This is a genomic window from Pantoea sp. LMR881 (assembly GCF_027157825.1).
Taxonomy (GTDB): Bacteria; Pseudomonadota; Gammaproteobacteria; order Enterobacterales; family Enterobacteriaceae; genus Pantoea; species Pantoea haifensis.
In genome coordinates this window covers 1148914-1173278 of the sequence record NZ_JAPVOK010000002.1, presented here as the reverse complement: position 1 = coordinate 1173278, position 24365 = coordinate 1148914, and the positions used below count along the sequence as shown (strand labels likewise).

General features: G+C 53.4%; 20 protein-coding genes, 5 pseudogenes and 1 riboswitch. Of the genes and pseudogenes, 16 read left to right on the top strand and 9 right to left on the bottom strand.

The features are described from left to right. Nucleotides 1-25: 25 nt before the first annotated feature. Both O3W44_RS07325 and bioA read right to left on the bottom strand, forming a co-directional pair. Complete coding sequence (locus tag O3W44_RS07325) at nt 26-463, bottom strand: kinase inhibitor (protein WP_442954616.1); 438 nt, start codon at nt 461-463, stop codon at nt 26-28. 116 nt (nt 464-579) lie between these two features. Beyond that, nucleotides 580-1871, bottom strand: a pseudogene (gene bioA, locus O3W44_RS07320) (adenosylmethionine--8-amino-7-oxononanoate transaminase). An 85-nt stretch (nt 1872-1956) separates the two neighbouring features. Here bioA and bioB point away from each other — a divergent pair. The 4 genes from bioB to bioD are packed head-to-tail and all read left to right on the top strand — an operon-like array spanning nt 1957 to nt 5546. After that, nucleotides 1957-2988 carry a biotin synthase BioB gene (bioB, locus tag O3W44_RS07315; protein WP_269292544.1) on the top strand — a complete coding sequence of 344 codons (1032 nt, stop codon included), beginning with the start codon at nt 1957-1959 and terminating at the stop codon, nt 2986-2988. Continuing rightward, nucleotides 2988-4142, top strand: coding sequence for an 8-amino-7-oxononanoate synthase (gene bioF, locus O3W44_RS07310; protein WP_269292543.1), 1155 nt, complete (start codon nt 2988-2990; stop codon nt 4140-4142). Before bioB ends, bioF begins: the two co-directional genes overlap by 1 nt. Continuing rightward, on the top strand, nt 4123-4878 hold the full coding sequence (bioC, locus tag O3W44_RS07305) for a malonyl-ACP O-methyltransferase BioC (protein WP_269292542.1): 756 nt from the start codon (nt 4123-4125) through the stop codon (nt 4876-4878). The genes bioF and bioC overlap by 20 nt, the downstream gene beginning before the upstream one ends. Beyond that, nucleotides 4875-5546: a dethiobiotin synthase gene (bioD, locus tag O3W44_RS07300; RefSeq protein ID WP_269292541.1), complete on the top strand. Its 672-nt coding sequence runs from the start codon at nt 4875-4877 to the stop codon at nt 5544-5546. Before bioC ends, bioD begins: the two co-directional genes overlap by 4 nt. A 7-nt stretch (nt 5547-5553) precedes the next feature. Here the strand turns inward: bioD and O3W44_RS07295 are convergent, their stop codons facing one another. Beyond that, nucleotides 5554-6276 carry an ABC transporter ATP-binding protein gene (locus tag O3W44_RS07295; RefSeq protein WP_269292540.1) on the bottom strand — a complete coding sequence of 241 codons (723 nt, stop codon included), beginning with the start codon at nt 6274-6276 and terminating at the stop codon, nt 5554-5556. Nucleotides 6277-7172: 896 nt separating this feature from the next. Here O3W44_RS07295 and uvrB point away from each other — a divergent pair. Then, nucleotides 7173-9194 (top strand): excinuclease ABC subunit UvrB, encoded by a 2022-nt coding sequence (uvrB, locus tag O3W44_RS07290; protein WP_269292539.1) that lies wholly within the window; start codon nt 7173-7175, stop codon nt 9192-9194. 1 nt (nt 9195) lies between these two features. Here the strand turns inward: uvrB and O3W44_RS07285 are convergent. After that, a pseudogene (locus O3W44_RS07285) lies at nt 9196-10102 on the bottom strand (gluconeogenesis factor YvcK family protein). 205 nt (nt 10103-10307) lie between these two features. Beyond that, nucleotides 10308-10441, top strand: a riboswitch (molybdenum cofactor riboswitch). Here O3W44_RS07285 and moaA point away from each other — a divergent pair. The 5 genes and pseudogenes from moaA (at nt 10431) to moaE (ending at nt 13126) form a co-directional block, all read left to right on the top strand. After that, nucleotides 10431-11417 (top strand): GTP 3',8-cyclase MoaA, encoded by a 987-nt coding sequence (gene moaA / locus O3W44_RS07280; protein ID WP_269292538.1) that lies wholly within the window; start codon nt 10431-10433, stop codon nt 11415-11417. (Overlaps the previous riboswitch by 11 nt.) A 14-nt stretch (nt 11418-11431) precedes the next feature. Next, on the top strand, nt 11432-11947 hold the full coding sequence (moaB, locus tag O3W44_RS07275) for a molybdenum cofactor biosynthesis protein B (protein WP_269292537.1): 516 nt from the start codon (nt 11432-11434) through the stop codon (nt 11945-11947). 2 nt (nt 11948-11949) lie between these two features. Further along, nucleotides 11950-12434 (top strand): annotated as a pseudogene (moaC, locus tag O3W44_RS07270) (cyclic pyranopterin monophosphate synthase MoaC). Beyond that, nucleotides 12427-12672, top strand: a complete 246-nt coding sequence (moaD, locus tag O3W44_RS07265; RefSeq protein WP_269292536.1) for a molybdopterin synthase sulfur carrier subunit — start codon at nt 12427-12429, stop codon at nt 12670-12672. Before moaC ends, moaD begins: the two are co-directional and overlap by 8 nt. Before the next feature lies 1 nt (nt 12673). Then, nucleotides 12674-13126 carry a molybdopterin synthase catalytic subunit MoaE gene (gene moaE, locus O3W44_RS07260; protein ID WP_269292534.1) on the top strand — a complete coding sequence of 151 codons (453 nt, stop codon included), beginning with the start codon at nt 12674-12676 and terminating at the stop codon, nt 13124-13126. Here the strand turns inward: moaE and O3W44_RS07255 are convergent. Further along, nucleotides 13123-13908 (bottom strand): OBAP family protein, encoded by a 786-nt coding sequence (locus O3W44_RS07255; RefSeq protein WP_269292533.1) that lies wholly within the window; start codon nt 13906-13908, stop codon nt 13123-13125. The genes moaE and O3W44_RS07255 overlap by 4 nt on opposite strands. A gap of 120 nt (nt 13909-14028) precedes the next feature. Here O3W44_RS07255 and O3W44_RS07250 point away from each other — a divergent pair, with 120 nt between their 5' ends. Together O3W44_RS07250 and O3W44_RS07245 are read left to right on the top strand one after the other, a co-directional pair. Continuing rightward, nucleotides 14029-15123 (top strand): DUF1615 domain-containing protein, encoded by a 1095-nt coding sequence (locus O3W44_RS07250; RefSeq protein ID WP_269292532.1) that lies wholly within the window; start codon nt 14029-14031, stop codon nt 15121-15123. A gap of 94 nt (nt 15124-15217) precedes the next feature. After that, the gene (locus tag O3W44_RS07245; RefSeq protein WP_269292531.1) at nt 15218-15925 is read left to right on the top strand and encodes a Bax inhibitor-1/YccA family protein; all 708 of its coding nucleotides are present in this window, start codon (nt 15218-15220) and stop codon (nt 15923-15925) included. A 92-nt stretch (nt 15926-16017) separates the two neighbouring features. On the opposite strand, the pseudogene O3W44_RS07240 reads toward O3W44_RS07245, so the two are convergent. The 3 genes and pseudogenes from O3W44_RS07240 to O3W44_RS07230 all read right to left on the bottom strand — a co-directional run bounded on the left by O3W44_RS07240 (nt 16018) and on the right by O3W44_RS07230 (nt 18983). Then, nucleotides 16018-16981 (bottom strand): annotated as a pseudogene (locus O3W44_RS07240) (lysylphosphatidylglycerol synthase transmembrane domain-containing protein). Continuing rightward, nucleotides 16981-18225, bottom strand: a pseudogene (clsB, locus tag O3W44_RS07235) (cardiolipin synthase ClsB). Before clsB ends, O3W44_RS07240 begins: the two co-directional pseudogenes overlap by 1 nt. Continuing rightward, on the bottom strand, nt 18222-18983 hold the full coding sequence (locus O3W44_RS07230) for an endonuclease/exonuclease/phosphatase family protein (RefSeq protein ID WP_269292530.1): 762 nt from the start codon (nt 18981-18983) through the stop codon (nt 18222-18224). Before O3W44_RS07230 ends, clsB begins: the two are co-directional and overlap by 4 nt. Nucleotides 18984-19163: 180 nt before the next feature. On the opposite strand from O3W44_RS07230, the gene O3W44_RS07225 reads away from it, so the two are divergent. The 4 genes from O3W44_RS07225 (at nt 19164) to O3W44_RS07210 (ending at nt 23361) form a co-directional block, all read left to right on the top strand. Then, nucleotides 19164-19556 (top strand): YbhQ family protein, encoded by a 393-nt coding sequence (locus O3W44_RS07225; protein ID WP_269292529.1) that lies wholly within the window; start codon nt 19164-19166, stop codon nt 19554-19556. A 237-nt stretch (nt 19557-19793) separates the two neighbouring features. Next, a complete protein-coding gene (gene rhlE, locus O3W44_RS07220) occupies nt 19794-21146 on the top strand; it encodes an ATP-dependent RNA helicase RhlE (protein WP_269292528.1) in 1353 nt (450 codons plus the stop codon). Nucleotides 21147-21149: 3 nt separating this feature from the next. Then, a complete protein-coding gene (gene dusC, locus O3W44_RS07215) occupies nt 21150-22100 on the top strand; it encodes a tRNA dihydrouridine(16) synthase DusC (RefSeq protein ID WP_269294388.1) in 951 nt (316 codons plus the stop codon). Between the two features lie 73 nt (nt 22101-22173). Continuing rightward, nucleotides 22174-23361 carry an MFS transporter gene (locus O3W44_RS07210; RefSeq protein WP_269292527.1) on the top strand — a complete coding sequence of 396 codons (1188 nt, stop codon included), beginning with the start codon at nt 22174-22176 and terminating at the stop codon, nt 23359-23361. A 38-nt stretch (nt 23362-23399) separates the two neighbouring features. Here O3W44_RS07210 and O3W44_RS07205 read toward each other — a convergent pair whose 3' ends face one another. Next, nucleotides 23400-24365 (bottom strand): hypothetical protein, encoded by a 966-nt coding sequence (locus O3W44_RS07205; protein WP_269292526.1) that lies wholly within the window; start codon nt 24363-24365, stop codon nt 23400-23402.

The following is a 24365-nucleotide window of genomic DNA, read 5'->3' as shown; positions in this document are numbered from 1 at the left end:
GGAGAGGGCATCAGGCTGGGGATGATCAGGAATACATTACCGTAACCGACGCACTGGCCAGCACGTGAAAATGCACGTTAAAGCCCACCATTGCACCACTTGCACCTTCATCAACCTCAATCTTATCCACATCCAGTGCATGCACGCTGAAGATATAGCGATGGCTTTCGCCCTGCGGCGGTGCGGCACCACCGTAACCGGCTTTACCGAAATCTGTCCGCGTCTGTACCGCGCCAGCAGGCAATGATGCCGCGCCCGAACCGGCACCTTGCGGCAGAGAAGCGGTGCTGGCAGGAAGATTGGCAACGACCCAGTGCCACCAGCCGGAACCGGTAGGCGCATCCGGATCGTAGCAGGTCACGACAAAGCTTTTCGTCCCTTCCGGCGCATCTTCCCACGCCAGATGCGGGGAGAGATTTTCGCCCTGATAACCCATGCCATTAAAAACGTGCTTCTCCGGCATTTTGTCGCCGTCGTTAAAATCCTCGGCTATAAACTCGCATCACATCTCCTTCAGTGGTTGAGGAATCACACCTCATATTAACGAAAAAGTGTGTTACTTCCAGTTGTTAGCCCAACTCAGGAGACAAAATGGGAAGGATGCTCAAGTGCCGCGCCAATCGTCCGGGTGAGTTTCGTCAACGCCTCCGGCTCGATAATGTAAGGCGGCATCAGGTAAATCAGACGACCAAATGGGCGGATCCACACGCCGTGTGCAACAAAAAATTGCTGTAACGCGGCCATATTAACCGGCTTGTGCGTCTCAACCACGCCGATAGCACCCAATACACGTATATCAGCCACCTGCGGTGACGCCTGCAGAGGTAAAAGTTCATCACGCAGTTGCCGTTCAATCGCCGCAACCTGAGTCTTCCAGTGCCCTTCCTCTAACAGCGTTAAGCTTTCAACTGCGACGGCGCAGGCGAGCGGGTTGCCCATAAACGTCGGGCCATGCATAAAACACCCTGCCGGGCTGCGGCTGATGGTTTCTGCCACTTCGCGTGTGGTCAGCGTTGCCGCCAGCGTCAGGGTGCCGCCAGTTAACGCTTTGCCCACGCATAAAATATCTGGCTCAATTGCCGCATGTTCGCAGGCGAACAGCTTGCCGGTGCGACCAAAGCCCGTGGCAATTTCATCTGCAATCAGCAGCACGCCGTAGCGATCGCACAAGTCACGCACCTGCTGCAAATAGCGTGGATGATAGAAACGCATGCCGCCCGCGCCTTGCACAATCGGCTCAAGGATCACTGCCGCGAGCTGATGATGACGCTGTTCCATGTGTCGGGCAAAATCGTCGATGTCGCGTTCGTTCCACTCATCATCAAACGCACATTGCGGCGCGGCAGCAAAATGATGCTCAGGCAGATAGCCACGCCATAAGCTGTGCATGGAATTATCAGGATCGCAAACCGACATGGCGGCAAACGTATCGCCATGATAGCCACGCTTGAGCGTCAAAAATTGCTGACGCACTTCACCCCGGCCCAGCCAGTATTGCAGCGCCATCTTCATCGCAACTTCAACCGATACCGAACCGGAATCAGCCAGAAACACGCACTCCAGCGATGCAGGCGTCAGCGCCACCAGCTTGCGACACAAGGCCACCGCTGCCGGATGAGTGATGCCGCCAAACATCACGTGCGCCATCTGCGTCATCTGCTGCTGCATCGCCTGATTCAGTCGGGGATGGTTATAGCCATGAATCGCTGCCCACCATGATGACATACCGTCTACTAATTCACCGCCATCAGCCAGTTGCAAATGGACGCCCTGTGCGGCCACCACCGGATAACAGGGCAGGGATCGGTCATTGAGGTATAGGGATGCCAGATATGCTGGCGGTCAAATTCGCTGTCGCTCTGACTGAACATGGGTATTGTAAACCAAAAATAAAAAATATAGTTTACAAGTATAACCACGTTAATCGTCGGGATGACACCCTTTTTGGAGCAAGCAATGGCACAACGTTGGACTCTGGCGCAGGCACAGGCGCTGTTTGATAAACCTTTTCTCGAACTGATGTTTGAAGCGCAGCAGGTGCACCGTCAGCATTTTGACCCGCGCCAGGTGCAGGTCAGTACCCTGTTATCAATCAAAACCGGCGCCTGCCCGGAAGACTGCAAATATTGCCCGCAGAGCGCACGCTATAAAACCGGTCTTGAATCTGAACGTCTGATGGAAGTCGAAGAAGTGCTGATCTCCGCGCGTAAAGCGAAAGCGGCGGGTTCCAGCCGTTTCTGCATGGGCGCAGCGTGGAAAAACCCGAACGATCGCGACATGCCTTACCTTGAAAAAATGGTTGAGGGCGTCAAGGCGATGGGCATGGAAACCTGCATGACGCTCGGCACACTCAGTGACACACAGGCACAGCGACTGGCTGGCGCCGGGCTCGATTTCTACAACCACAATCTTGATACCTCACCAGAATTTTACGGCAGTATTATCACCACGCGCAGCTATCAGGAGCGTCTGGACACGCTGGGCAAAGTGCGTGATGCCGGGATCAAGGTCTGTTCAGGCGGCATTGTTGGGCTGGGTGAAACCGTTAACGATCGCGCCGGTTTGCTGGTGCAGTTAGCTAACCTGCCGACGCCGCCAGAAAGCGTGCCAATCAACATGCTGGTGAAAGTGAAAGGCACACCGCTGGCCGATAACGATGATGTAGAGCCATTCGATTTTATTCGTACCATTGCCGTGGCGCGTATCATGATGCCTGCCTCCCATGTACGCCTTTCTGCCGGACGTGAGCAGATGAGCGAACAGACGCAGGCGATGTGCTTCATGGCGGGTGCCAACTCTATTTTCTATGGCTGCAAGCTGCTCACCACACCAAACCCGGAAGAGGACAAAGATTTAATCCTGTTCCGCAAGCTGGGACTGAATCCGGAACACACTCACACGCAAAGCGGTGATAACGAACAGCAGCAGCATCTGAGCGAGCAGTTATTCAACGCGGATACCGACCAGTTTTATAACGCGGCGGTGTAATGAGCTGGCAGCAACGTATTACCACGGCGCTGGAGCAGCGGCACGCAGCCGATGGCTGGCGTCAGCGCCACGTGACTGATGAAAACCACACGCGTTTACTGACGGTGGAGGGGAAACGCTATCGCCACTTTTCCAGCAATGATTATCTGGGGCTGAGCCAGCATCCGGCGGTCATCGCTGGCTGGCAGCGCGGTGCACAACAGGCCGGCGCAGGTGCAGGCGCGTCCGGGCATGTCACGGGTTTTAACCGCTTACATGCCGATTTAGAGGCGCAGCTTGCAGACTGGCTCGGTTACCGGCGTGCGCTGCTGTTTATTTCCGGCTTCGCCGCTAATCAGGCGGTTATTCATCTTCTGGCGGAAAAAACGGATCGCATTCTGGCTGATAAGCTGGCCCATGCGTCGCTGCTGGATGCTGCCAGCCACAGTCCGGCGCAGTTGCGCCGTTTTAGCCATAACGCAGCAGAGAGTCTCGCCGCGCGCCTGGCCATTCCCTGTGAAGGGGAGACGCTGGTGGTGACGGAAGGCATCTTTAGCATGGATGGTGACAGCGCACCGTTGCAGGCGATCGCTGAGCAGACACGTTGCGCACAGGGCTGGCTGCTGGTGGATGATGCGCACGGTATTGGGGTGGTTGGCGAGCAAGGGCGCGGCAGTTGCTGGCAGCAGGGCGTTAAGCCGGAATTGCTGATAGTCACCTTTGGAAAAGGATTTGGCGTGAGCGGCGCGGCATTGCTGTGTGATGAGGCGACCGCCGACTATTTTTTGCAGTTTTCACGTCATCTGATTTATTCAACGGCGATGCCGCCAGCGCAGGCTTGTGCGCTACAGGCGGCGCTTGCACAGGTGCAGCAAGGTGACGCGCTGAGACAGCGACTTAGTGCCAACATACAAAGATTCAGAGCCGGTGCTGCTTCACTGCCGTGGCAATTAATGGGCTCTGAAAGCGCCATTCAGCCGCTCATTGTTGGTGAAAATGCGCAGGCGATGGCGTTATCCCGCAGGCTGGCAGAAGCGGGTTGCTGGGTCAGTGCGATTCGACCGCCAACCGTGCCGCCGGGCACGGCACGCTTACGTATTACGCTAACGGCGGCACATCAGCCGGAAGATATCGATGTTTTGCTGGAGGCGCTGCATGACGCTGCAGGTCAATAAACGTGCCGTCGCACGCGCCTTCGGTCGTGCTGCTGCTCACTACGACAGCCACGCTGAACTGCAACGCCTCAGCGGTGATGCGCTACTGGCGCTGGCGCCTTCGCAGAGCGGCAATGCTGTATTAGACGCTGGCTGCGGCACTGGCTGGTACAGTCGCGTCTGGCAGCAACGCGGCAAGCAGGTCACTGCACTGGATCTCTCGCCGCAAATGCTGCAACAGGCCCGACAGAATAAGGCGGCCCATCACTATCTGGCGGGCGATATTGATGCTTTGCCGCTGTCAGATGCCTGTGTGGATGTGGTGTGGAGCAATCTGGTGGTGCAGTGGAGTGACAATTTGCGTGCAGCATTGCACCAGTTTACGCGCGTTCTGCGTCCTCAAGGCTGCCTGCTGTTCTCCACTTTAAGCGCCGGCTCACTGCATGAAGTGCACCAGGCCTGGTCTGCACTGGATAACCATTCACATGCGAACCGCTTTCTCCCCGAAGAGGAGATCGCGACGGTCTGTGCTGCATATCATCTGCAATGTCATTCACAGGTCATTACTCTGCATTTCCCTGACGCCATAAGCGCGATGCGCTCTCTGAAAGGCATTGGCGCAACCCATTTACACAGCGGGCGTGAGAGCCGTTTGTTAACGCGTCAGCGTCTGGCGCAGCTGGAAAGATGCTGGCCACGCGACGCGCAGGGATTTCGCCTCAGTTACCATTTGATGTATGGAGTGACTCAATTATGAAACGCTGGTTTATCACTGGCACCGACACCGAAGTGGGTAAAACTGTTGCCAGCAGCGCACTGTTGCAGGCGGCCAGTGCAGCGGGCTATCGCTGTGCAGGCTACAAACCTGTCGCTTCTGGCTGTGATGTTACGCCTGACGGCATTCGCAACAGTGATGCCCTGGCGCTACAGCGTTACAGCAGCGTGGCGCTGGAGTACGCGCAGGTCAATCCCATGGCATTTATCGAGCCGACTTCGCCGCATATTATCAGCGCAGAAGAGAAGAGACCGATCGATTTCACGACGCTGTCGGCAGGCTTGCGAACTCTTGAATCGCGCGCAGACTGGGTACTGGTCGAAGGTGCAGGCGGATGGTATACGCCGCTTTCAGAAACGGAAACCTATGCCGACTGGGTAGAGCGCGAACAGTTGCCCGTTATTTTAGTGGTGGGAGTAAAGCTGGGCTGTATTAATCACGCTATGCTCACCGCAGAGGCGATAAAGGCGCGCGGTTTACGTCTGGCTGGCTGGATTGCTAATGATGTTTTGCCACCCGGCAAACGTCATCAGGAATATCTCGCTACGCTAAATCAACGCTTACCGGCTCCCTGCCTTGGTGAAATTCCCTGGCTAACCGAAGCCAGCCAGTATGCAGACTGTGGGCGTTATCTGATCCTGCCCGAATAAGTCGCCTTTATACCACCGTCAGCCATTTGTTGACGGTGAAATCATCGAGCTGAGCTACTTTTCCCTGCGCCACGTTGCGGCCACGGTGCAGCAGCAGGAAATAGTCGGCTACGCGGCGGATCAGCGAGACGCGCTGCTCTAACAGCAAAATTGTCATGCCGTAATCCAGATTCAGACGACGAATCAAATTCCCCATCTCCTCTTCCAGCCACGGCGACATGCCATCGGTGGGCTCATCAAGGATCAGCAGCTTCGGCTGCAACACTAACGCACGCGCTAACGCCAGTTGCTGCTGCTGATCGATCGGCAGATTGCCGCTGCGCTGCTGGCGTAATGAGTAGAGTGCCGGGAAAAGATCAAAAACCATTTCAGGGATCGTGCGATGACGATCGGCCTGATCCGCGCCTGCCAGCAGTGCGATCAATAAATTATCTTCAACGCTCATTTGGGTGAAGATATGACGGCCCTGCGGCACATAGCCAATACCCCGGCGTGCACGCTGCTCAGCCGGTTGCAGCAGCAGATTTTCAGGCGGCGAGCCATCTTCATGCCAGAAGATCGAGCCGCTGTTTATCGGCAGTCTTCCCATAATACAGTTCACCAGTGTGGTTTTACCCATACCAGAGCGACCCAGAACCCCGGTGCAGGTACCGGGCGGCAGATCGAGATCCACATCCCACAGAATATGGTTTTGACCGTAAAACTGATTCACCGAACGTAAACTCAGCATCTGACACACTCCTTCCAGATAATTAGCCTGAATGCTTCCGCTCTTTGTCGTCTGGCAAACAAGTCATCAACGATGGCGCTAACGCCATTGCCGCACAGTGCGCCGGAGCGCGTTGTTACTTACTGGAACTAAGCTTGCAATTCCCAGGCCAGATTATCATTGGCGTCAGATTTAGCCTTAAGCCCTGAAAAAATTGCAATAAAAGATGAGTAATGCTTAATAATTTCGCAAAGTTATAAAACATTTGCACTTTGACAGTGCTCATTGCTTAACGTTTCTGGTGCATTTGATCGGTCATAATGCAAAAAGTCTGAACAGGCGTGTGCGTTAACCTGCTCATCCGGCGCATTAATTTCGCGGGCGGGCACCAAAAGGATAGCTAAAGCGCAACAGAAAGAGGTGAAATTAGCCGAAAAAAAATATTTTTAACCGGAACTGCAGTGGGGAAAAAATTATACACAGCCGATGGCGGTTGGCTTCACTTTAGTTATCCACTATTCCTGTGGATAACCTTGTGCATTAGGTAATGAAAACAGCTTTGAAGCGAGGAAATACGCGGCCTGGTAACATAATGCTGAGAAACTGGGCTTTTTGCGTTAATCAAGTAATATCAATAGCTTAATAAAAAACAAGTCTGAGGATTATCTGTCAGTTCATCGAACTGCAATTTTATGACGCTCTATTGACAAATGTTAAAATCACGCTCTGCCTGGGGATAACCTTGCGCAACAAAATAATCTGCAAGTGGACCGCCATGCGATAATAAGGGCAAGCCGCGTTCACCTGTTACTCTGCATCACAACTGTAATTATATCCAGTATTTTTTTCTGGCAAAATCACCATAGCAGAGTAAAATGATTGCCTGCCCGCCGACTTCTTCAGCAGGAACCGCATTCATGAGTAAAGTCTTTAAATTAAACTCCGCTTTTAAGCCTTCTGGCGATCAGCCTGAAGCCATTCGTCGTCTTGAAGAGGGGCTTGAAGATGGGTTGGCTCACCAGACGTTATTAGGCGTAACCGGTTCGGGGAAAACCTTTACCGTTGCCAATGTCATTGCCGATCTTAATCGTCCCACCATGGTGCTGGCTCCGAACAAAACGCTGGCGGCGCAGCTGTACGGTGAATTCAAAGAATTCTTTCCCGAAAACGCGGTAGAATTTTTTGTCTCTTATTACGACTATTATCAGCCAGAAGCCTATGTTCCCAGCTCGGACACCTTTATTGAAAAAGATGCGTCGGTTAACGAGCACATCGAACAGATGCGTTTGTCAGCGACAAAAGCGTTGCTGGAACGCCGCGATGTGATTGTCGTGGCATCGGTATCGGCGATTTATGGTCTGGGCGATCCCGATCTCTATCTGAAAATGATGCTGCACCTGACGCGCGGCATGATTATCGATCAGCGCAGCATTCTGCGTCGCCTGTCAGAACTGCAATATACCCGTAACGATCAAGCCTTCCAGCGCGGTACGTTCCGCGTGCGTGGTGAAGTCATCGATATTTTCCCGGCAGAATCTGATGATATTGCGCTGCGCGTTGAGCTGTTTGACGAAGAAGTCGAGCGGCTGTCACTGTTTGATCCGCTCACCGGACAGGTGGAATCGGTTATTCCGCGCTTTACTATCTATCCAAAAACGCACTACGTTACGCCGCGCGAGCGTATTTTGCAGGCAATGGAAGATATTAAAGTTGAATTAGGCGATCGCCGTAAAGTGTTGCTGGAAAACAATAAGTTGCTTGAAGAGCAGCGCATCACCCAGCGCACGCAGTTTGATCTGGAGATGATGGGCGAACTGGGTTATTGCTCTGGCATCGAAAACTACTCGCGCTATCTTTCCGGGCGCGGAGCGGGTGAAGCACCTCCGACACTGTTTGATTATCTGCCCGCAGATGGCTTGCTGGTGGTCGATGAATCGCACGTCACCATACCGCAGATCGGCGGCATGTATCGCGGTGACCGCGCGCGTAAAGAGACGCTGGTGGAGTATGGCTTCCGTTTGCCGTCTGCACTCGATAACCGGCCCATGAAGTTTGAAGAGTTTGAGGCACTGGCACCGCAAACCATTTATGTTTCAGCGACGCCAGGCAATTACGAACTGGAAAAATCGGGCACGGAAGTGATCGATCAGGTAGTACGTCCTACCGGCTTACTGGATCCATTAATTGAGGTGCGCCCGGTGGCGACCCAGGTTGACGATCTGCTGTCGGAGATCCGCCAACGCGTAGCGATCAACGAGCGCGTTCTGGTGACGGTGTTAACCAAGCGCATGGCGGAAGATCTCACCGAATATCTGGAAGAACACGGTGAAAAGGTGCGTTATTTGCACTCCGATATCGATACAGTAGAACGTATGGAGATTATCCGCGATTTACGCCTGGGCGAGTTTGATGTGCTGGTGGGGATCAACTTGCTGCGTGAAGGTCTGGACATGCCTGAAGTCTCGCTGGTGGCAATTCTTGATGCCGATAAAGAGGGCTTTTTGCGTTCAGAACGATCGCTGATTCAGACCATTGGCCGTGCTGCCCGTAACGTTAACGGTAAAGCGATTCTTTACGGCGATAAAATTACGCCTTCAATGGCGCGAGCGATTAGCGAAACGGAACGTCGTCGCGAAAAACAGCAGCTTTACAACGTAGAGAAAGGCATTGTGCCGCAGGGCCTGAACAAGAAAATCACCGACATCCTGGAGCTGGGCAACAATGTGGTGAAAACGCGCGGTAAGGCGAAATCTACACGTCGTGGCGCAGCTGAGGCAGAAGCAGATTATCTGGCGCTGACGCCACAGGCTTTGCAGAAGAAAATTCACGAGCTTGAAGGGCAGATGCAGCAACATGCGCAGAACCTGGAGTTTGAGCAGGCGGCTAACGTGCGTGACCAGCTGCATGAACTGCGCACGTTGTTTATTGCCGCGTCGTAACTTAATTAAATCCCTGAATGGCGTGCTCTAATGCCACCCGTAGCAGCTGGCGGTCGTGACGATATTTAATATCGGCGGCTTCCAGCGGCTCGCGGACAATTAAGCGATTCTCTACGTGGCTGATATCAGCCGCCGGGCTCACCACCACAGCATCAATTACCCGCTTACCAATATAACGCTCCATCATGGCCAGCTTATCGGCAATCGTCAGATTAGCCGCTGCCGGACTCAACTCGCGCCCCAGGTTGCCGATAAACACCATGGTTGCAGGCGTACGGCGAAGGGCTTGCGCCATGTCGTCCATCAACAGAATGGGCATCAGGCTGGTGAAAAAAACTGCCGGGGCCAATAAGAATTAAGTCGGCTTCAGCTATCGCTTCCAGCGCCTCACGCGTGGGCTGGACATTGGGATGCAGCATCATCTCTTGTGGCGGCTGCACCATTTCATCGATCGCCGTTTCGCCGTAAACCATGTTGCCTTCCTTATCCAGCGCCACCAGATCCACGGGCTGCTCAGACATAGGGATCAGAAAGGCATCTACTTTTAACAGATTACGGATGATGTTAATGGCTTCAATAGGGCGGACGCTGAGGTGATCGAGGGCTTTTAGCATCAGATTGCCGAGATTGTGCCCAGCCAGCTCGCCGTTACCGGCAAAGCGGTATTCAAACATGGCTGACGCGACGCTGGGTTCGGTAATCAACTGGTTCAGGCAATTTCGCATGTCGCCCCAGGCAATACCGCCTTCAGAGCGACGAATGCGACCGGTTGAACCACCATTATCGGTGGTGGTTACAATGCCTGTCAGGCGCGAGCCAAGTGGTGATAACGCCGACATTACGCGGCCTAAACCGTGTCCACCGCCTAAAGCCACCACGCGATCAAGATCGGCGAGGGTTCGATTCATATAATTCCTTATTGCGCGTCTGCTGAAGCTGTTTAGCAGGCAAAAGCCAGACGGGGATGACAAGCGTCAAATTCTGCTGTGCATTTTAACGTATCCTGTCGCTAAAATGCGGTGAAAATTCGTTATATTATTAAATATATAGCGAAAACAGCCGTTGGAATAGTGAGATAAATCGCGCTACCATCTCACTAACCGCGTTGATCACAGGGTCAACGTACACTCTAGCCTGAGTACCTAAGTCGCAAGATAGGGAACTCAGGCCGCAGCTTTACGCTGCCAGGGTGCAGAAAGAAATGACTGCATCTCCCGACTTTGGAAAGGTGTTCTGGTGCCACAATTTACTGATGCATTTGAGCGCAAATTTTACTATTTGCGTTTATCGGTCACGGACGTATGTAACTTCCGCTGTACCTATTGCCTGCCGGACGGCTACAAACCGCACGGTATTCGTAACAAAAGTTTTCTGTCACTGGATGAGATCCGACGCGTGACGCGCGCATTTGCTGCTGCGGGCACTGAAAAAGTGCGCCTGACAGGCGGCGAGCCGTCGCTGCGCCGCGATTTTACCGACATAATTGCCGCAGTGCGTGAAAACGAATCTATTCGCCATATCGCTGTGACCACCAATGGCTATCGACTGGCGCGCGATGTTAAACAGTGGCGCGATGCCGGTTTAACCGCGCTTAACGTCAGCGTTGACAGCCTTGATGCACGTCAGTTTCACGCGATTACCGGCCAGGATAAGTTTTATCAGGTGATGGCGGGCATTGATGCTGCTTTCGAGGCGGGTTTTCAACAGGTTAAGGTCAACAGTGTTCTGATGCGCGATCTTAACAGCCGCAACCTGACAACCTTTCTGGACTGGATCCGTACCCGCTCTGTTCAGCTGCGCTTTATTGAACTGATGGAAACCGGTGATGGCGGATCGCTGTTTCGCCAGCAACATGTTTCCGGCGAAGTCATTCGCGACAAGCTTATCGCGCAAGGCTGGCAGCGCCGCATGAGCGGGCGCAGCGACGGCCCGGCACAGGTGTTTTATCACCCTGATTATCTGGGCGAAATCGGCTTGATCATGCCTTATTCAAAAGATTTCTGCGCCAGTTGTAATCGCCTGCGCGTCTCCGCGCAGGGCAATCTGCATCTCTGCCTGTTTGGCGATGGCGGTATCCCATTGCGCGATTTGCTGGCTTCGGATGACCAACAATCAGAATTGCAGGCACGTATTGCCAGCAGCCTGGGCCAGAAAAAGCAGACGCATTTTCTGCATCAGGGTAATACCGGCATCACGCAGAACCTTTCCTACATTGGCGGATAAATTCAGGAGCAATCATGGGTAAACCAACCCGCGAGTTTCAACCGGTGCAGATGGCGGTCCTGACCGTTTCTGACAGTCGCGATGCCAGCAATGACACCTCAGGCGATTACCTGCGTGAAGCCGCCCGCGAAGCTGGTCACAGCGTGCTCGATCATGCCATTGTGCCCGACAACATTTATCGTATTCGCGCCATCGTTTCACGCTGGATAGCCAGTGAGGATGTCCAGGTGGTTATCGTTAACGGCGGTACCGGTTTTAACCTTAAAAACAGTACGCCAGAAGCACTGTTGCCGCTGTTTGATCGACAAATTGATGGCTTTGGTGAGCTATTTCGCATGATCTCCTATGAAGAAATTGGCGGCTCTACGCTGCAATCGCGAGCGATAGCGGGTATGGCAAATCAGACGCTGATTATGGCGGTGCCAGGCTCGACCAGCGCCTGCCGCAGCGCGTGGGAGCGCATCATTGCTGAACAACTGGATGCGCGCACCCGCCCATGTAATTTTGTTTCACATTTAAAGAAGCTTTGAGCATGTCACAACTCACACATATTAATGCCGCAGGCGAAGCACATATGGTTGATGTGTCGTCCAAAGCGGAAACGGTACGAGAAGCGCAGGCAGAAGCTCTGGTGCTGATGAAACCCGAAACGCTGCAAATGATCATTGAAGGCAGCCATCACAAGGGCGATGTTTTCGCTACGGCGCGCATTGCCGGTATTCAGGCGGCAAAACGTACCGGGAGCTGATCCCGCTCTGTCATCCCCTGATGCTCAGCAAAGTTGAAGTGAACCTGGTGGCTGAACCAGATTTTAACCGGGTGCGTATTACTTCACTTTGTCGCCTGAGCGGGAAAACCGGTGTGGAGATGGAAGCGTTGACGGCGGCATCCGTTGCGGCACTGACCATCTACGATATGTGCAAAGCTGTCCAGAAGGATATCGTGATTGATCAGCTGCGGTTACTGACGAAAAGTGGTGGGAAATCAGGTGATTTTCAGGCGGTGGATCATGATTAACGTACTGTTTTTTGCACAGGTGCGTGAGCTAACGGGCACCCCTTCGCTGGAGATGCCAGCGGATTATCCTGATGTTGCTGCTTTGCGCAGCGCACTGGCTCAGCGCGGCGATCGCTGGGCGCTGGCGCTGGAATCGGGCAAGCTGCTGGCTGCGGTAAATCAGACACTGGTGCCGATGAGCCATCCGCTGAAAGCAGGCGATGAAGTCGCGTTTTTCCCACCCGTTACGGGAGGCTGATATGGAAACACAAATTCGCGTTGGCAGTGCACCGTTCAGTATGGCGGAGGAGTATCACTGGCTGGCCGCCAGCAAAGAAGATGGCGCAGTGGTGACCTTCACCGGCAAAGTGCGCAATCATAACCTGGGCGACAACGTTGCAGCATTGACGCTGGAACATTATCCCGGCATGACCGAAAAGGCTCTGCAGGCGATCGTTGACGATGCGCGCCAACGCTGGCCTTTACATCGCGTCACGGTTATTCATCGCGTCGGTGAACTGTTCCCCGGTGACGAGATTGTCTTTGTTGGCGTCAGCAGTGCGCACCGCAGCAGCGCCTTTGCCGCTGCGGAGTTTGTGATGGATTATCTGAAAACCCGTGCACCGTTCTGGAAGCGCGAAGCCACTGAACAGGGCGATCGCTGGGTGGATGCGCGTGACAGCGATCATCAGGCGGCGCAACGCTGGGATTAAGGTTTTTTCAACTGCTCGGCTGGCGCGAAGTGGGTTTCGCCGTGGGCGTGCTCACCGCCGCCAGCCACGCGTTTCAACTGAATCACTTCACCTTGTTGCCAGGCATTTGCGCCGGGCACCACCGGATGCGTCACGATATCGGCCCGTTCAGCACGTATCTTTTTCGTATCGACACCAAATCGCTGGTCACGCTCGTTCAGCAGCCGTTGATCCAGCTGCCCGTCGGCGGTAAAGCCCATCATTAAAGCAGGAATGCCGAGTGGTAAGGTTTTATCGCGGTCAGTGTGCCAGGTGTGCCAGGTTTTTCCATAGGTATTGGCGATGCGGCTCATTAATGCATGGTCCGCTGTGGCGGGCAGGCCGGGGGCAATTAGCGAACCCGATTTAACCTCATACTGATGGCTGTGCCACAGCTTTTTCTCTTCTGGCGGCAATCTCTTATAGAGTCGCTCGCTGATAATGTATTCAACCCCCATGAGTTTTGCATCCCGCGTGTTGCCGTCATAAATCACTGCCTGCATCACATCTTCGTTCAACACCGTCACGTAATGATGCGCTTCCATCTGCCCGTTTTGATCGCCGTTATAGAAATGAAAACCATCCAGATAGGCGCTAATCGCCTCAATGGGCGGGCGAGACTGCATCACCTCTGCGCCGCTTTCCAGTAGCTGAAGAGAAGAGGAGGTGGGGAGACCAGGCGACTTAACGTTTGTTGGTGATGTATTGCCGCCACAGCCCGCCAACAGCAGGCTAAGCGCAGCGAGAGGCCAGAGTTTTAACATGTTGCATCCTTTTAACCGTAAAAGGATAAACATAGTTCAGGAAAAGAGTTCAGAAAAACAGAGGCCGCGTAAAGCGCCACAATGTTAAGGTAGGCGTTTGGTTTATTTCAGAGGACAGGTATGTCATTCAAAACGCTTCTGCCACGCCTGACGCTGGTCGCCTCCCTGGTGCTGGTCGGGTGTAGCATGAAAAAGGAGCCGGAAGCCCCGGTTCGCCAACCCGCTGATGTTAAAGCACAAATCCAGCGTCTGTTGCCCACCCACGTCACAAACAAATCGGGCTGGGCAGAGGATATTTACACCTCATTCCGCACCCAACAGATTGATCCCAGCGCCAGTAATCTGTGTGCCGTGATTGCCGTTACCGGTCAGGAATCCAGTTTTAGCGCCGAAGCGAGCGTTTCCGGCTTGCCTGAAATTGCCTGGGGCGAAATTGACCGTCGTGCCGCGAAAGTTCACGTTCCGGCATTCCTGGTACGCACAGCCCTGCTGATCAAATCACCGACCGGCGAAAGCTACGCAGCACGGCTGGATAAGGTGCGCAGTGAAAAAGAGCTGAGTGCCATTTTTGACGATTTTATCGAGATGGCCCCGATGGGGCAGACGCTGTTCGGCGATCTCAACCCGATTCACACAGGCGGGCCGATGCAGGTCAGTATTAATTTTGCCGAAGCGCATGCCAGAGATTATCCGTGGCCGGTGGACGGTTCGATTCGGCGTGAAGTATTTACCCGTCACGGTGGGATCTATTTCGGCACGATGCATCTTCTGGGCTATCCGGCTGACTACAGCCAGCCGCTCTATCGTTTTGCCGATTTCAATGCCGGTTGGTACGCCAGTCGCAATGCTGCGTTTCAGGCTGCGGTCTCTCGTGCTACGGGCATGAAACTGGCACTGGATGGCGATCTGATCCTCTACGGCTCTGAGAAAGCCGGTTCAACGGAGCTGGCGGTGCGCACGCTGGCGAAACGCATTGATATGAGCAACAGCGAAATTCGTCGCGATCTGGAGAAGGGTGAGCAGGCGAATTTCAGCGACAGCGATCTCTGGAAGCAGGTATTTACTCTGGCCGATAAAATGGCGGGACGCCGTGTACCCCGTGAAATGTTGCCGGGCATTAAGCTGGAAAGTCCGAAAATTACCCGCAATCTTACCACGGCCTGGTTTGCACAACGTGTCGACAGCCGCTATCAACAATGTATGTCGCGTCGTTAAACCGCGTGTTGTGGCACAGTTGCGCTGAGCTGTGCCACACTTAGCGATGCTCCGTTTCGTAAAATGTCCAAATCCGACTATCAGGAGGTGCATCATGGACCGATATCCACGTAATGATTCATTAGTGCAGCCTGCAACCAGCGGGTTGCAGGCTTATATGGCGCAGGTTTATGGCTGGATGACCTGCGGATTACTGTTGACTGCCTTTGTCTCCTGGTTCGCTGCGCGTACGCCTGCCGTGATGGAACTGGTGTTTGCTAATCGCATCACGTTCTTTGGCCTGATTATCGCCCAGTTAGCCCTGGTGTTTTTCCTCTCCGGAATGGTACATCGTCTGAGCGGCGCGGTAGCCACCGGCTTGTTCATGCTCTATTCGGCTCTTACCGGCGTGACCATGGCGAGCATCTTTCTGGTTTATACCTATTCATCAATTGCCAGCACCTTCTTTGTTACCGCTGGCATGTTTGGTGCGATGAGCTTTTATGGCTATACCACCAAACGCGATCTGAGCCGCATAGGCAGTTTACTGTTCATGGCGTTGATTGGCATTGTGCTGGCGTCGCTGGTGAATTTTTGGCTGAAAAGCCCGGCGTTAATGTGGGCAATTACCTATATCGGCGTGGTGGTGTTTGTCGGACTGACAGCCTATGACACGCAGAAGCTGAAAAACATCGGTGAGCAGATAGATGCGCGCGACACGGAAAACCTGCGTCGTTATTCGATCATGGGTGCACTGACGCTCTATCTCGATTTCATCAACCTGTTCCTGATGCTGCTGCGGATTTTCGGTAATCGCCGCTAAGTCTTTGCGCTTGATCTGCTCTCTCCGGTCTTTCCCTTTGAACAGGAAAGACCGGAGAGAAGATCAGCCTGCAAAAAACAGATCAGCATCGATCATGAATTCTGCAATTTCTTTTCATTCTTTTCGCGCAGGTGCTTCGCCCGGCTCTCAAGCAGTAAATAGAGCACCAGCGCCAGCAGCAGCGGTAAAATAAAGTACAGCACACGATACGCCAGCAGTGCCGCAATAATGGCACCGTGTGTTGTATGCTGACCGCTCAGTAGTGCCAGAAATACTGCTTCAAGTACGCCAATGCCAGCGGGAATATGAATAATCACTCCGGCTATGCTGCTGATCAGCAACACACCCAACACCACGGGATAGCCTACATCACGCCCAAGCAGCAGCCAGATTATGGTGCCCATCACCATCCAGTTTGCGCAGGAAACCACGAACTGCAACAGCGCCATGCGCAGCGAGGGGAGTTGTAATGTCTGGCCCTTGATCTTCCAGCGTCGGCGTTTTGAAAACGCACAGGCCCACAGATAAACCAGCGCCAGCGCCAGCAGTGCAGCACCCGTCAAACGAAGCGTGGTCTCGCCAATGAACCAGCCTTCCGGAACGGGCACCATGCCTGCGGTAAACACCACACCCGCCAGCAGAATATAGCCGAGCCAGTTAGTGGCAATACTCAGGAAAAGATGCGCGTAATGGTACCGCTGCTTAATCCGAGGCGAGAATAAAGCCGATAGCGCATCGCTACGCCACCCACCCAGGTACTGAGTGTCAGGTTAAAGGCGTAGCAGATAAACGACACCAGCATAACCTGACGTTTTGCCAGCTTGTGACCACAGTAGGTGCGACCAATCAGATCATAACAGCCATAGGTGAGATAACTCACTATCACCAGCCCGGCGGCAATTAACACCACGAAGCGGTTGTAGTTGACGATGACCTCATAAACGTCTTCCCAGTTGACCTTACGCGCATAGACCACCAGCAAAACCACAACGGCAATAAAAAGAGCCAGGTAAGGATTTTTTTCGCTAATTGCCAGCGAGGATGCTTTTTCGCCATCAGGGTTTTGCTCCTTCGTTATTAGCTTCGACGCGATCTTGCGTCTCCATTTCCGGCTGAACCGGAGGGTGAACTTGAGCTAAAAGTGGCGTATGTGCAGGTAACCAACCGGCAATCGCTGGGAAATGGCGTAAAAAGTGGAAAACAATCACGCTTTTTGTCAGGTGCCACCAGGTGCGCGGCGGCAATTTATCATCCTGTACGCGCTGACAATCTTTCGCCAGTAAATGCTCCAGATTGTCACGCAGCGTCTGGTTAAACTGATGATCGTGAATGATCAGATTAGCTTCGAGATTAAGCGAGAGGCTGAGTGGATCGAGATTGCTGGAGCCCACTGTCGACCATTGCTGATCTTTCACCGCCACCTTGCCGTGTAACGGACGGCGGCAATATTCGTACACTTCAACCCCGGCATCGACCAGGTAGGTTGTAGAGCATTTCTGCGCCGACCTTCACAATGGGCATATCCGGCTCACCTTGCACAATCAGCCTGACGCGCACGCCACGCTGCGCGGCGCTGCGCATTTCACGCAGCAGACGGTAGCCAGGAAAGAAGTAGGCGTTAGCGATAATCACATCTTCTTTGGCGCTGCGTAACATCTCGAGATAGTGCACTTCGATATCGTCACGATGATCATCATTATCACGATAGACAAACAGCACCTGAGCATCGCCGGGTTTGGCATTTACCGCCGGACGATGTGAGCGAGAGCCCCACCAGCGGCGTGTAGCCTGTTCGTTTCCCATTGCATTTTGTAGGTATCGGCTAATATCAGCGACGATCGGACCTTTAACTTCTACCGCATAATCCTGCTTGGCTTCTGGCCCATAGCTGGTGTTGTGCTCAGAAGAGAAATTGATCCCTCCCACAAAGGCGATCACATCATCAATTACCACCGTTTTTCGATGCAGGCGACGGAACACATTGGTACGCATACCCATTACCAGCGGGCGTGGATCGTAATAGATAAAACGTACCCCGGCACCGGTCAGGCTGTTGATAAATTTATCTGACAGATCGGGGAGCCGTAGCCATCCACCATGACTTCAATCTTCACGCCACGCTGTGCAGCAGCCAGCAGTTCACGGTGCAGCGCGTTGCCAACATCATCTTCAAATAAAATAAAGGTTTCCAGCATGATGGTACGTTCGGCACGCTGAATGGCACCAAACACACGCGGGAAAAACTCATCGCCGTTTTCCAGCAGGCGCAGCTTATTACCTTCTTGCCAGTGAAAATTCATAGGTGAATCTCCACAGCCAGGGGCGCATGATCAGAGAGATGCGACCAGGGTTTACGTGGTAGCGCCCACGGATGACTGACCGTGGCATTGCGCACATAGATACGATCCAGGCGCAGAATAGGAAAGCGAGCAGGGAAGGTGCGCGCCGGATGTCCGGTTTTCATGCTAAATACCTCTGTCAGGCCCGCGCCATGTTTCAGAATTTTATTGGCCCGTCGCTGCCAGTCGTTGAAATCACCCGCGACAACCAGTGGCGCATCGGGTGGCAGCGAGGCGATCATTTCGCACATCATTTTCATCTGCGCGTGACGGTGTGCCTCTTTCAGACCTAAATGTACGCAAATGACATGCAGGTTACCCTGAGGCTCAGGCAAGGCGATTTTACAGTGCAACATGCCACGGTTTTCACTTCCAGCAACAGATATGTCACAATTTTCATATTCGGTAATAGGAAAACGTGACAAAATCGCGTTGCCGTGGTGGCCTTCAGGATAAACCGCGTTGCGGCCGTAGGCAAAATCGTTCCACATGGTGTCGGCCAGGAATTCGTAATGGGGCGTGTCTGGCCAGTTTTCATGATGCAGCGGGTGGATGGCATGCGTGCCCATCACCTCCTGCAGGAAGACCACATCCGCAGAGGTTGCGCGTACTGCTTCACGCAGCTCGGGCAGGATAAAGCGGCGGTTGAAAGGGGCAAAACCCTTGTGTGTATTGATCGTCAGGACTTTAAATGAAAATCCTTGCTTGTTTTGTGGCATACTCGCGACGCACTCCTTTTCATCATCAACAGAATCAAAGTGTAGTCTTTGTCACAAATGGGTGGTGAAGAAGGACGATATTTAAGGCGTTATCTGAAATTTGCTTTACATTGAGGAAATCTGTCACCGGCCTGGGCCGGTTGCACTTGGGCGACCTGTTGGGTCTGCCAGGAGAAGAGAATGAAATGGTCTAATCGTATTCAAATCATCACCGGTCAAACCTATGCACATATTGCGATGCACCTGCTGGTGATAGCTGCGCTGATCGCGGGCTGGAAACACAAGGCACTGGTTGAAGTGTGCAGTACCCTGGTTGCGGCCTATGCAGTGGTGTTTATTGCCATGCTGGTCACACAGCGTAGTGCTCGTTTGCGCACCTTAGGTGATTACCTTGAAGAAGCGACTACCACCTATTATTTCGGCGCGGCAATGATGACACTGTTTTTAGTGTCGCGAATCTTCCACAGCACACTTCTGTTAGCCTGTCTGGGGCTGGTCATGCTGCTGGGACCGGCGCTGGTGTCGTTGTTAGCCAAAGAGCCAACGCGACGCGTCGAGAAAAAGCGTAGCTGATTCACAGGCCACCGTAAGGTGGCCTTGTTATTTTTCGTGATTTCATCGCTTTTTACCCGGCCATCTGCTGACAAGAAATGTGAGCTATCTCGCACCCTGGTGATAAAGCTGCTACACTCGCCCGCTTACGCATCGTAGTTTGTGCCCTTTTCACGCGTTAGTCCCCGGCTGGCGTCACTATCCCTCAGAAAACTACACCGTGGATCACGGCCTGAGCGGACCGGAGTAAAACACTTAATGTCTTTTGACTCTCTCGGCCTGAGTGCCGATATTTTGCGCGCGGTCGCCGAACAAGGCTACAGCGAACCGACACCTATTCAGCGCCAGGCGATTCCTGTGGTGCTGTCAGGCCGCGATCTGCTGGCAAGCGCCCAGACCGGCACCGGCAAAACGGCCGGATTTACCTTACCGTTATTACAAAAATTATCGGCAAAAGCCACGGTTGCGCGTGGCCGTCGTCCGGTTCGCGCTCTGATCCTGACCCCAACGCGTGAACTGGCGGCGCAGGTCGGTGAAAATGTCAGCGACTACAGCAAGTATCTGCCGCTGCGTTCGCTGGTGGTATTTGGTGGCGTGAGCATCAACCCACAAATGATGAAGCTGCGCGGTGGTGTCGATATTCTGGTTGCCACACCGGGCCGTCTGCTCGATTTGGCGCATCAGAACGCCGTTGATCTGTCCCAGGTCGAAGTGCTGGTGCTGGATGAAGCAGACCGCATGCTCGACATGGGCTTTATTCACGATATCCGTCGCGTACTGGCCAGATTACCGGCTAAGCGTCAGAACCTGTTGTTCTCTGCCACTTTCTCAGATGAGATCAAGGGGCTGGCCGAAAAACTGCTGCATAACCCGGAGCAGGTTGAAGTGGCACGTCGCAACACTGCCTCTGAGCAGGTTTCTCAGCAAGTGCATTTTGTTGATAAGAAGCGCAAGCGGGAACTGTTATCGCAGCTGATTGGCGAAGGTAACTGGCAGCAGGTTTTGGTGTTCACCCGCACCAAGCACGGTGCGAATCACCTGGCTGAGCAACTGGGTAAAGATGGCATCACTGCCGCCGCCATTCACGGTAATAAAAGCCAGGGTGCGCGTACTCGTGCGTTAGCGGACTTTAAATCGGGCAGCATTCGCGTGCTGGTGGCTACTGACATTGCGGCGCGTGGTCTTGACATTGAAGAACTGCCACATGTTGTTAACTACGAGTTGCCAAACGTAGCGGAAGATTATGTTCACCGCATCGGTCGTACCGGCCGCGCGGCGGCAACCGGTGCGGCATTGTCACTGGTGTGTGTTGACGAGCACAAATTACTGCGTGATATCGAACGCCTGCTGAAGCGTGAAATTCCACGCCTGGCGATAGCGGGTTATGAGCCGGATCCGAGCATCAAAGCCGAGCCGATTCAAAATGGTCGCCAGCAGCAAACGCGCAGCGGTGGCGGCGGACGTGGCCGTGGTCCGGGTTCTTCTGCTCCCCGTCCTTCTGGTGACAAGCGTTCTTCACAACCGCGTCGTCAGGGTCAGGCACCAGCAGCACAAGGCGATAAGCCTGCGCGTCCACGCCGTCCTGCACCGAAACGTAGCGGAAACGTCTAAGTGATGCGGGTTTTACTGGCGCCAATGGAAGGCGTTCTCGATTCACTGGTGCGCCAGCTGCTGTCTGAGGTGAACGACTACGATCTGTGCATTACCGAGTTTTTGCGCGTGGTCGATCAACTGTTGCCGGTAAAATCTTTCTATCGCCTCTGCCCTGAGCTGCATAACGCCAGCCGCACGCCGTCTGGCACGCGGGTGCGTTTGCAACTGCTGGGGCAGTATCCTGAATGGCTGGCTGAAAACGCTGCCCGCGCGGTGGAGTTGGGTTCCTGGGGCGTTGATCTAAACTGCGGCTGCCCTTCAAAGTTAGTGAATGGCAGCGGTGGTGGGGCGACGCTACTGAAAGATCCCGACCTTATTTATCGCGGTGCCAAAGCGATGCGCGCAGCCGTACCGGCAGAATTGCCCGTCACGGTGAAGGTGCGTCTCGGCTGGGATTCTACCGCACACAGCCTGGAAATCGCCGATGCGGTTCAGCAGGCTGGTGCCAGTGAGCTGGTGGTGCATGGCCGGACTAAAGAGGATGGCTATCGCGCTGAAGCCATTAACTGGCAGGCAATTGGCGAGATTCGCCAGCGGTTACGCATTCCGGTGATCGCCAACGGTGAAATCTGGGACTGGCAAAGCGCGCAGGAATGCTTGCGCATGACCGGGTGTGATGCGTTAATGCTGGGGCGCGGGGCGCTCAATGTGCCCAATCTGAGCCGGGTAGTGAAGTACAACGAAGCGCCTATGGCGTGGCCGGATGTCGTTTCGCTGCTGCAAAAATATACCCGCCTGGAAAAACAGGGCGATACCGGGCTTTATCACGTTGCCCGCATCAAACAGTGGTTGGGGTATCTGCGTAAGGCTTACGGCGAGGCAGATGGCTTATTCAGTGAAATCCGGACATTAAAAATGTCATCCGACATTGCTGCTGCGATTGATCGCCACGCAGTTGTTCACGGTTTGTGAAAAAAAATCAGGCGACTGGTTAGCAGGCTAAGCGTATGATGAACGAAACTTTCCTCTACTTTACAAGCCTGCTATGTCTGACGTCGCTGTATTGAGTAACAGCCAACTCAACAAACGTATTCTCTCCGTCATTATCTTCACTTTTTTTTGTTACCTCTCTGTTGGTTTGCCGCTGGCAGTGCTGCCCGGTTTTGTGAAAAATCAGCTCGGTTTTAGCTCATTTATCGCGGGTCTGATTATTAGCCTGCAATATTTCGCCACCTTATTAAGCCGTCCGCAGTCCGGTAGCCTGGCCGATCGGCTGGGACCTAAACGTGTCGTGATGCTGGGGTTGATCTGTTGTGGCATGAGCGGCGTGCTGACCATTGCCGCCGCACTGGTCACCGGTTTACCGATGTTAAGCCTGGCTTTGCTGGCGCTTGGCCGGTTATTTCTTGGCGTAGGGGAAAGCTTCAGCAGCACTGGCTCGACACTTTGGGGCATGAATATCGTCGGGCCGCTACAAACCGCGCGCGTCATTTCATGGAACGGCGTGGCCACCTATCTCGCCATGGCGATTGGCGCACCGCTCGGTGTATTACTGAATAGCGGGTTTGGCATGAGCGGCTTCGCCGGACTGGTTGCGCTAATGGGACTGGCAGGTTATTGGTTAGCCAGCAATAAACCGGCAGTCAGCGTGAGCGTTGGCGAGCGCATCCCGTTTCACCGCGTGTTTTCCCGCGTCTGGTTATATGGACTGGCTCTGGGTTTCGGCACCATCGGCTTTGGCGTTATCGCGACCTTTATCACGCTCTATTTTGCCAGCCGCGACTGGAACGGTGCGGCGCTGGCATTGTCAGTATTCAGCCTCGGATTTGTTCTGGTTCGCCTGAGTTTTGGTCGTTACATCACGCGCTTTGGCGGCTTGAAAGTCTCTCTGGTGTCATTTGTACTGGAGTGTCTCGGCTTGCTCATCATCTGGCAGGCAGACAGCGCCTGGCTGGTTGGCGGTGGAGCCTTCCTTACCGGCTGTGGTTTCTCGTTGATTTTCCCGGCGCTTGGCGTGGAAGCTGTGAAGCAGGTCGAACGCCAGGATCAGGGCTCGGCGCTCGGCACCTATTCGGCGTTTCTCGATCTGGGATTAGGATTAACCGGGCCGGTGGCAGGATTGTTTATTGCTCACTGGGGCATGCAATCGGTTTATCTGGCGGCGGCAGTGATGGTGTCAGGTGCGCTGCTGATCACGTTGCGACTGCATTTAAAAAGTCTGGTGCGGAATTAGTCCATGCTGCGCGGCATCAGAGAGCCGCGCATTATTGATTAGCTCAGCGCCTTCAGTAACAGCTGTGCTTTGTGCTCGTCGCTTACCGTGTCCCAGACAGTGGATAATTTCCGATAAGACTCTTTAGTGATATCAACGGGTACTGCCAGCCCATCATCTAATTCCGGACCTTTCAAATTATGGCTGTGTTCTTCAATAGCCTTTAGAATAGCATCGCTTACCACACCTTTATCAAGAGAACCCAGGCCCGCACGTAAGGCGTTAGCCGTAGCGGAAGTGATCCATAAACGCACTGTATATGCATCTACAGGTTCACTTTGTGCTCTGAAATAGTATAAATTCTCATCGTCCGGCAAAGGCACATCAAAATAGGGTTGGATTTTTACCCCAGCACTGGTGGTGACGGAATAGCGTTTCTGTCGGGTACTCTTGTCATATATCCATAAGCTTTTACTGGCCTTGCGCGACCCTTTTGCGGGAGTAGTATTCCATGCGGCAATATAATCCTCTGGGTTCGGTATATGCATTTTTTCTTCGAAGTAAAGGAATTCTTCTAATGTATCTTCCCAAATAAGCCAGCCTGTCCGCATATCGGGTTCAATATCAGGCGATAAGGCCCTTACTTTTTGAGTACGATCGCGAATTAAGTCTGCATATTGCTTAAAAACATCAATCATTACCTCGTCAGCAGGTAATGAGGTGTCATCTATTCTGATCGATCTCGTCGCCGCCGGATGCATTAACGTTGTGCCACACACTGATTTTAATGATTTGCTTTTTGCGCCTGAGATACGCAGTGCTTTGAGTTCTAGACCTAATCCTTTATGGTTTATATCAATATTTAAATTACTCCATTTACCATCAGGTATGCCTTTGGCTAAACAATAAACACTGCTCCAGTCGCCTTCTTCAAGCTTTCGCCCCATCATCGAAGCCACCTGAGTGGAAAGATAGCGTTTAGCTGAACGATATTCATCCTCTGAAAAAGCTTTCAAATACGGCAC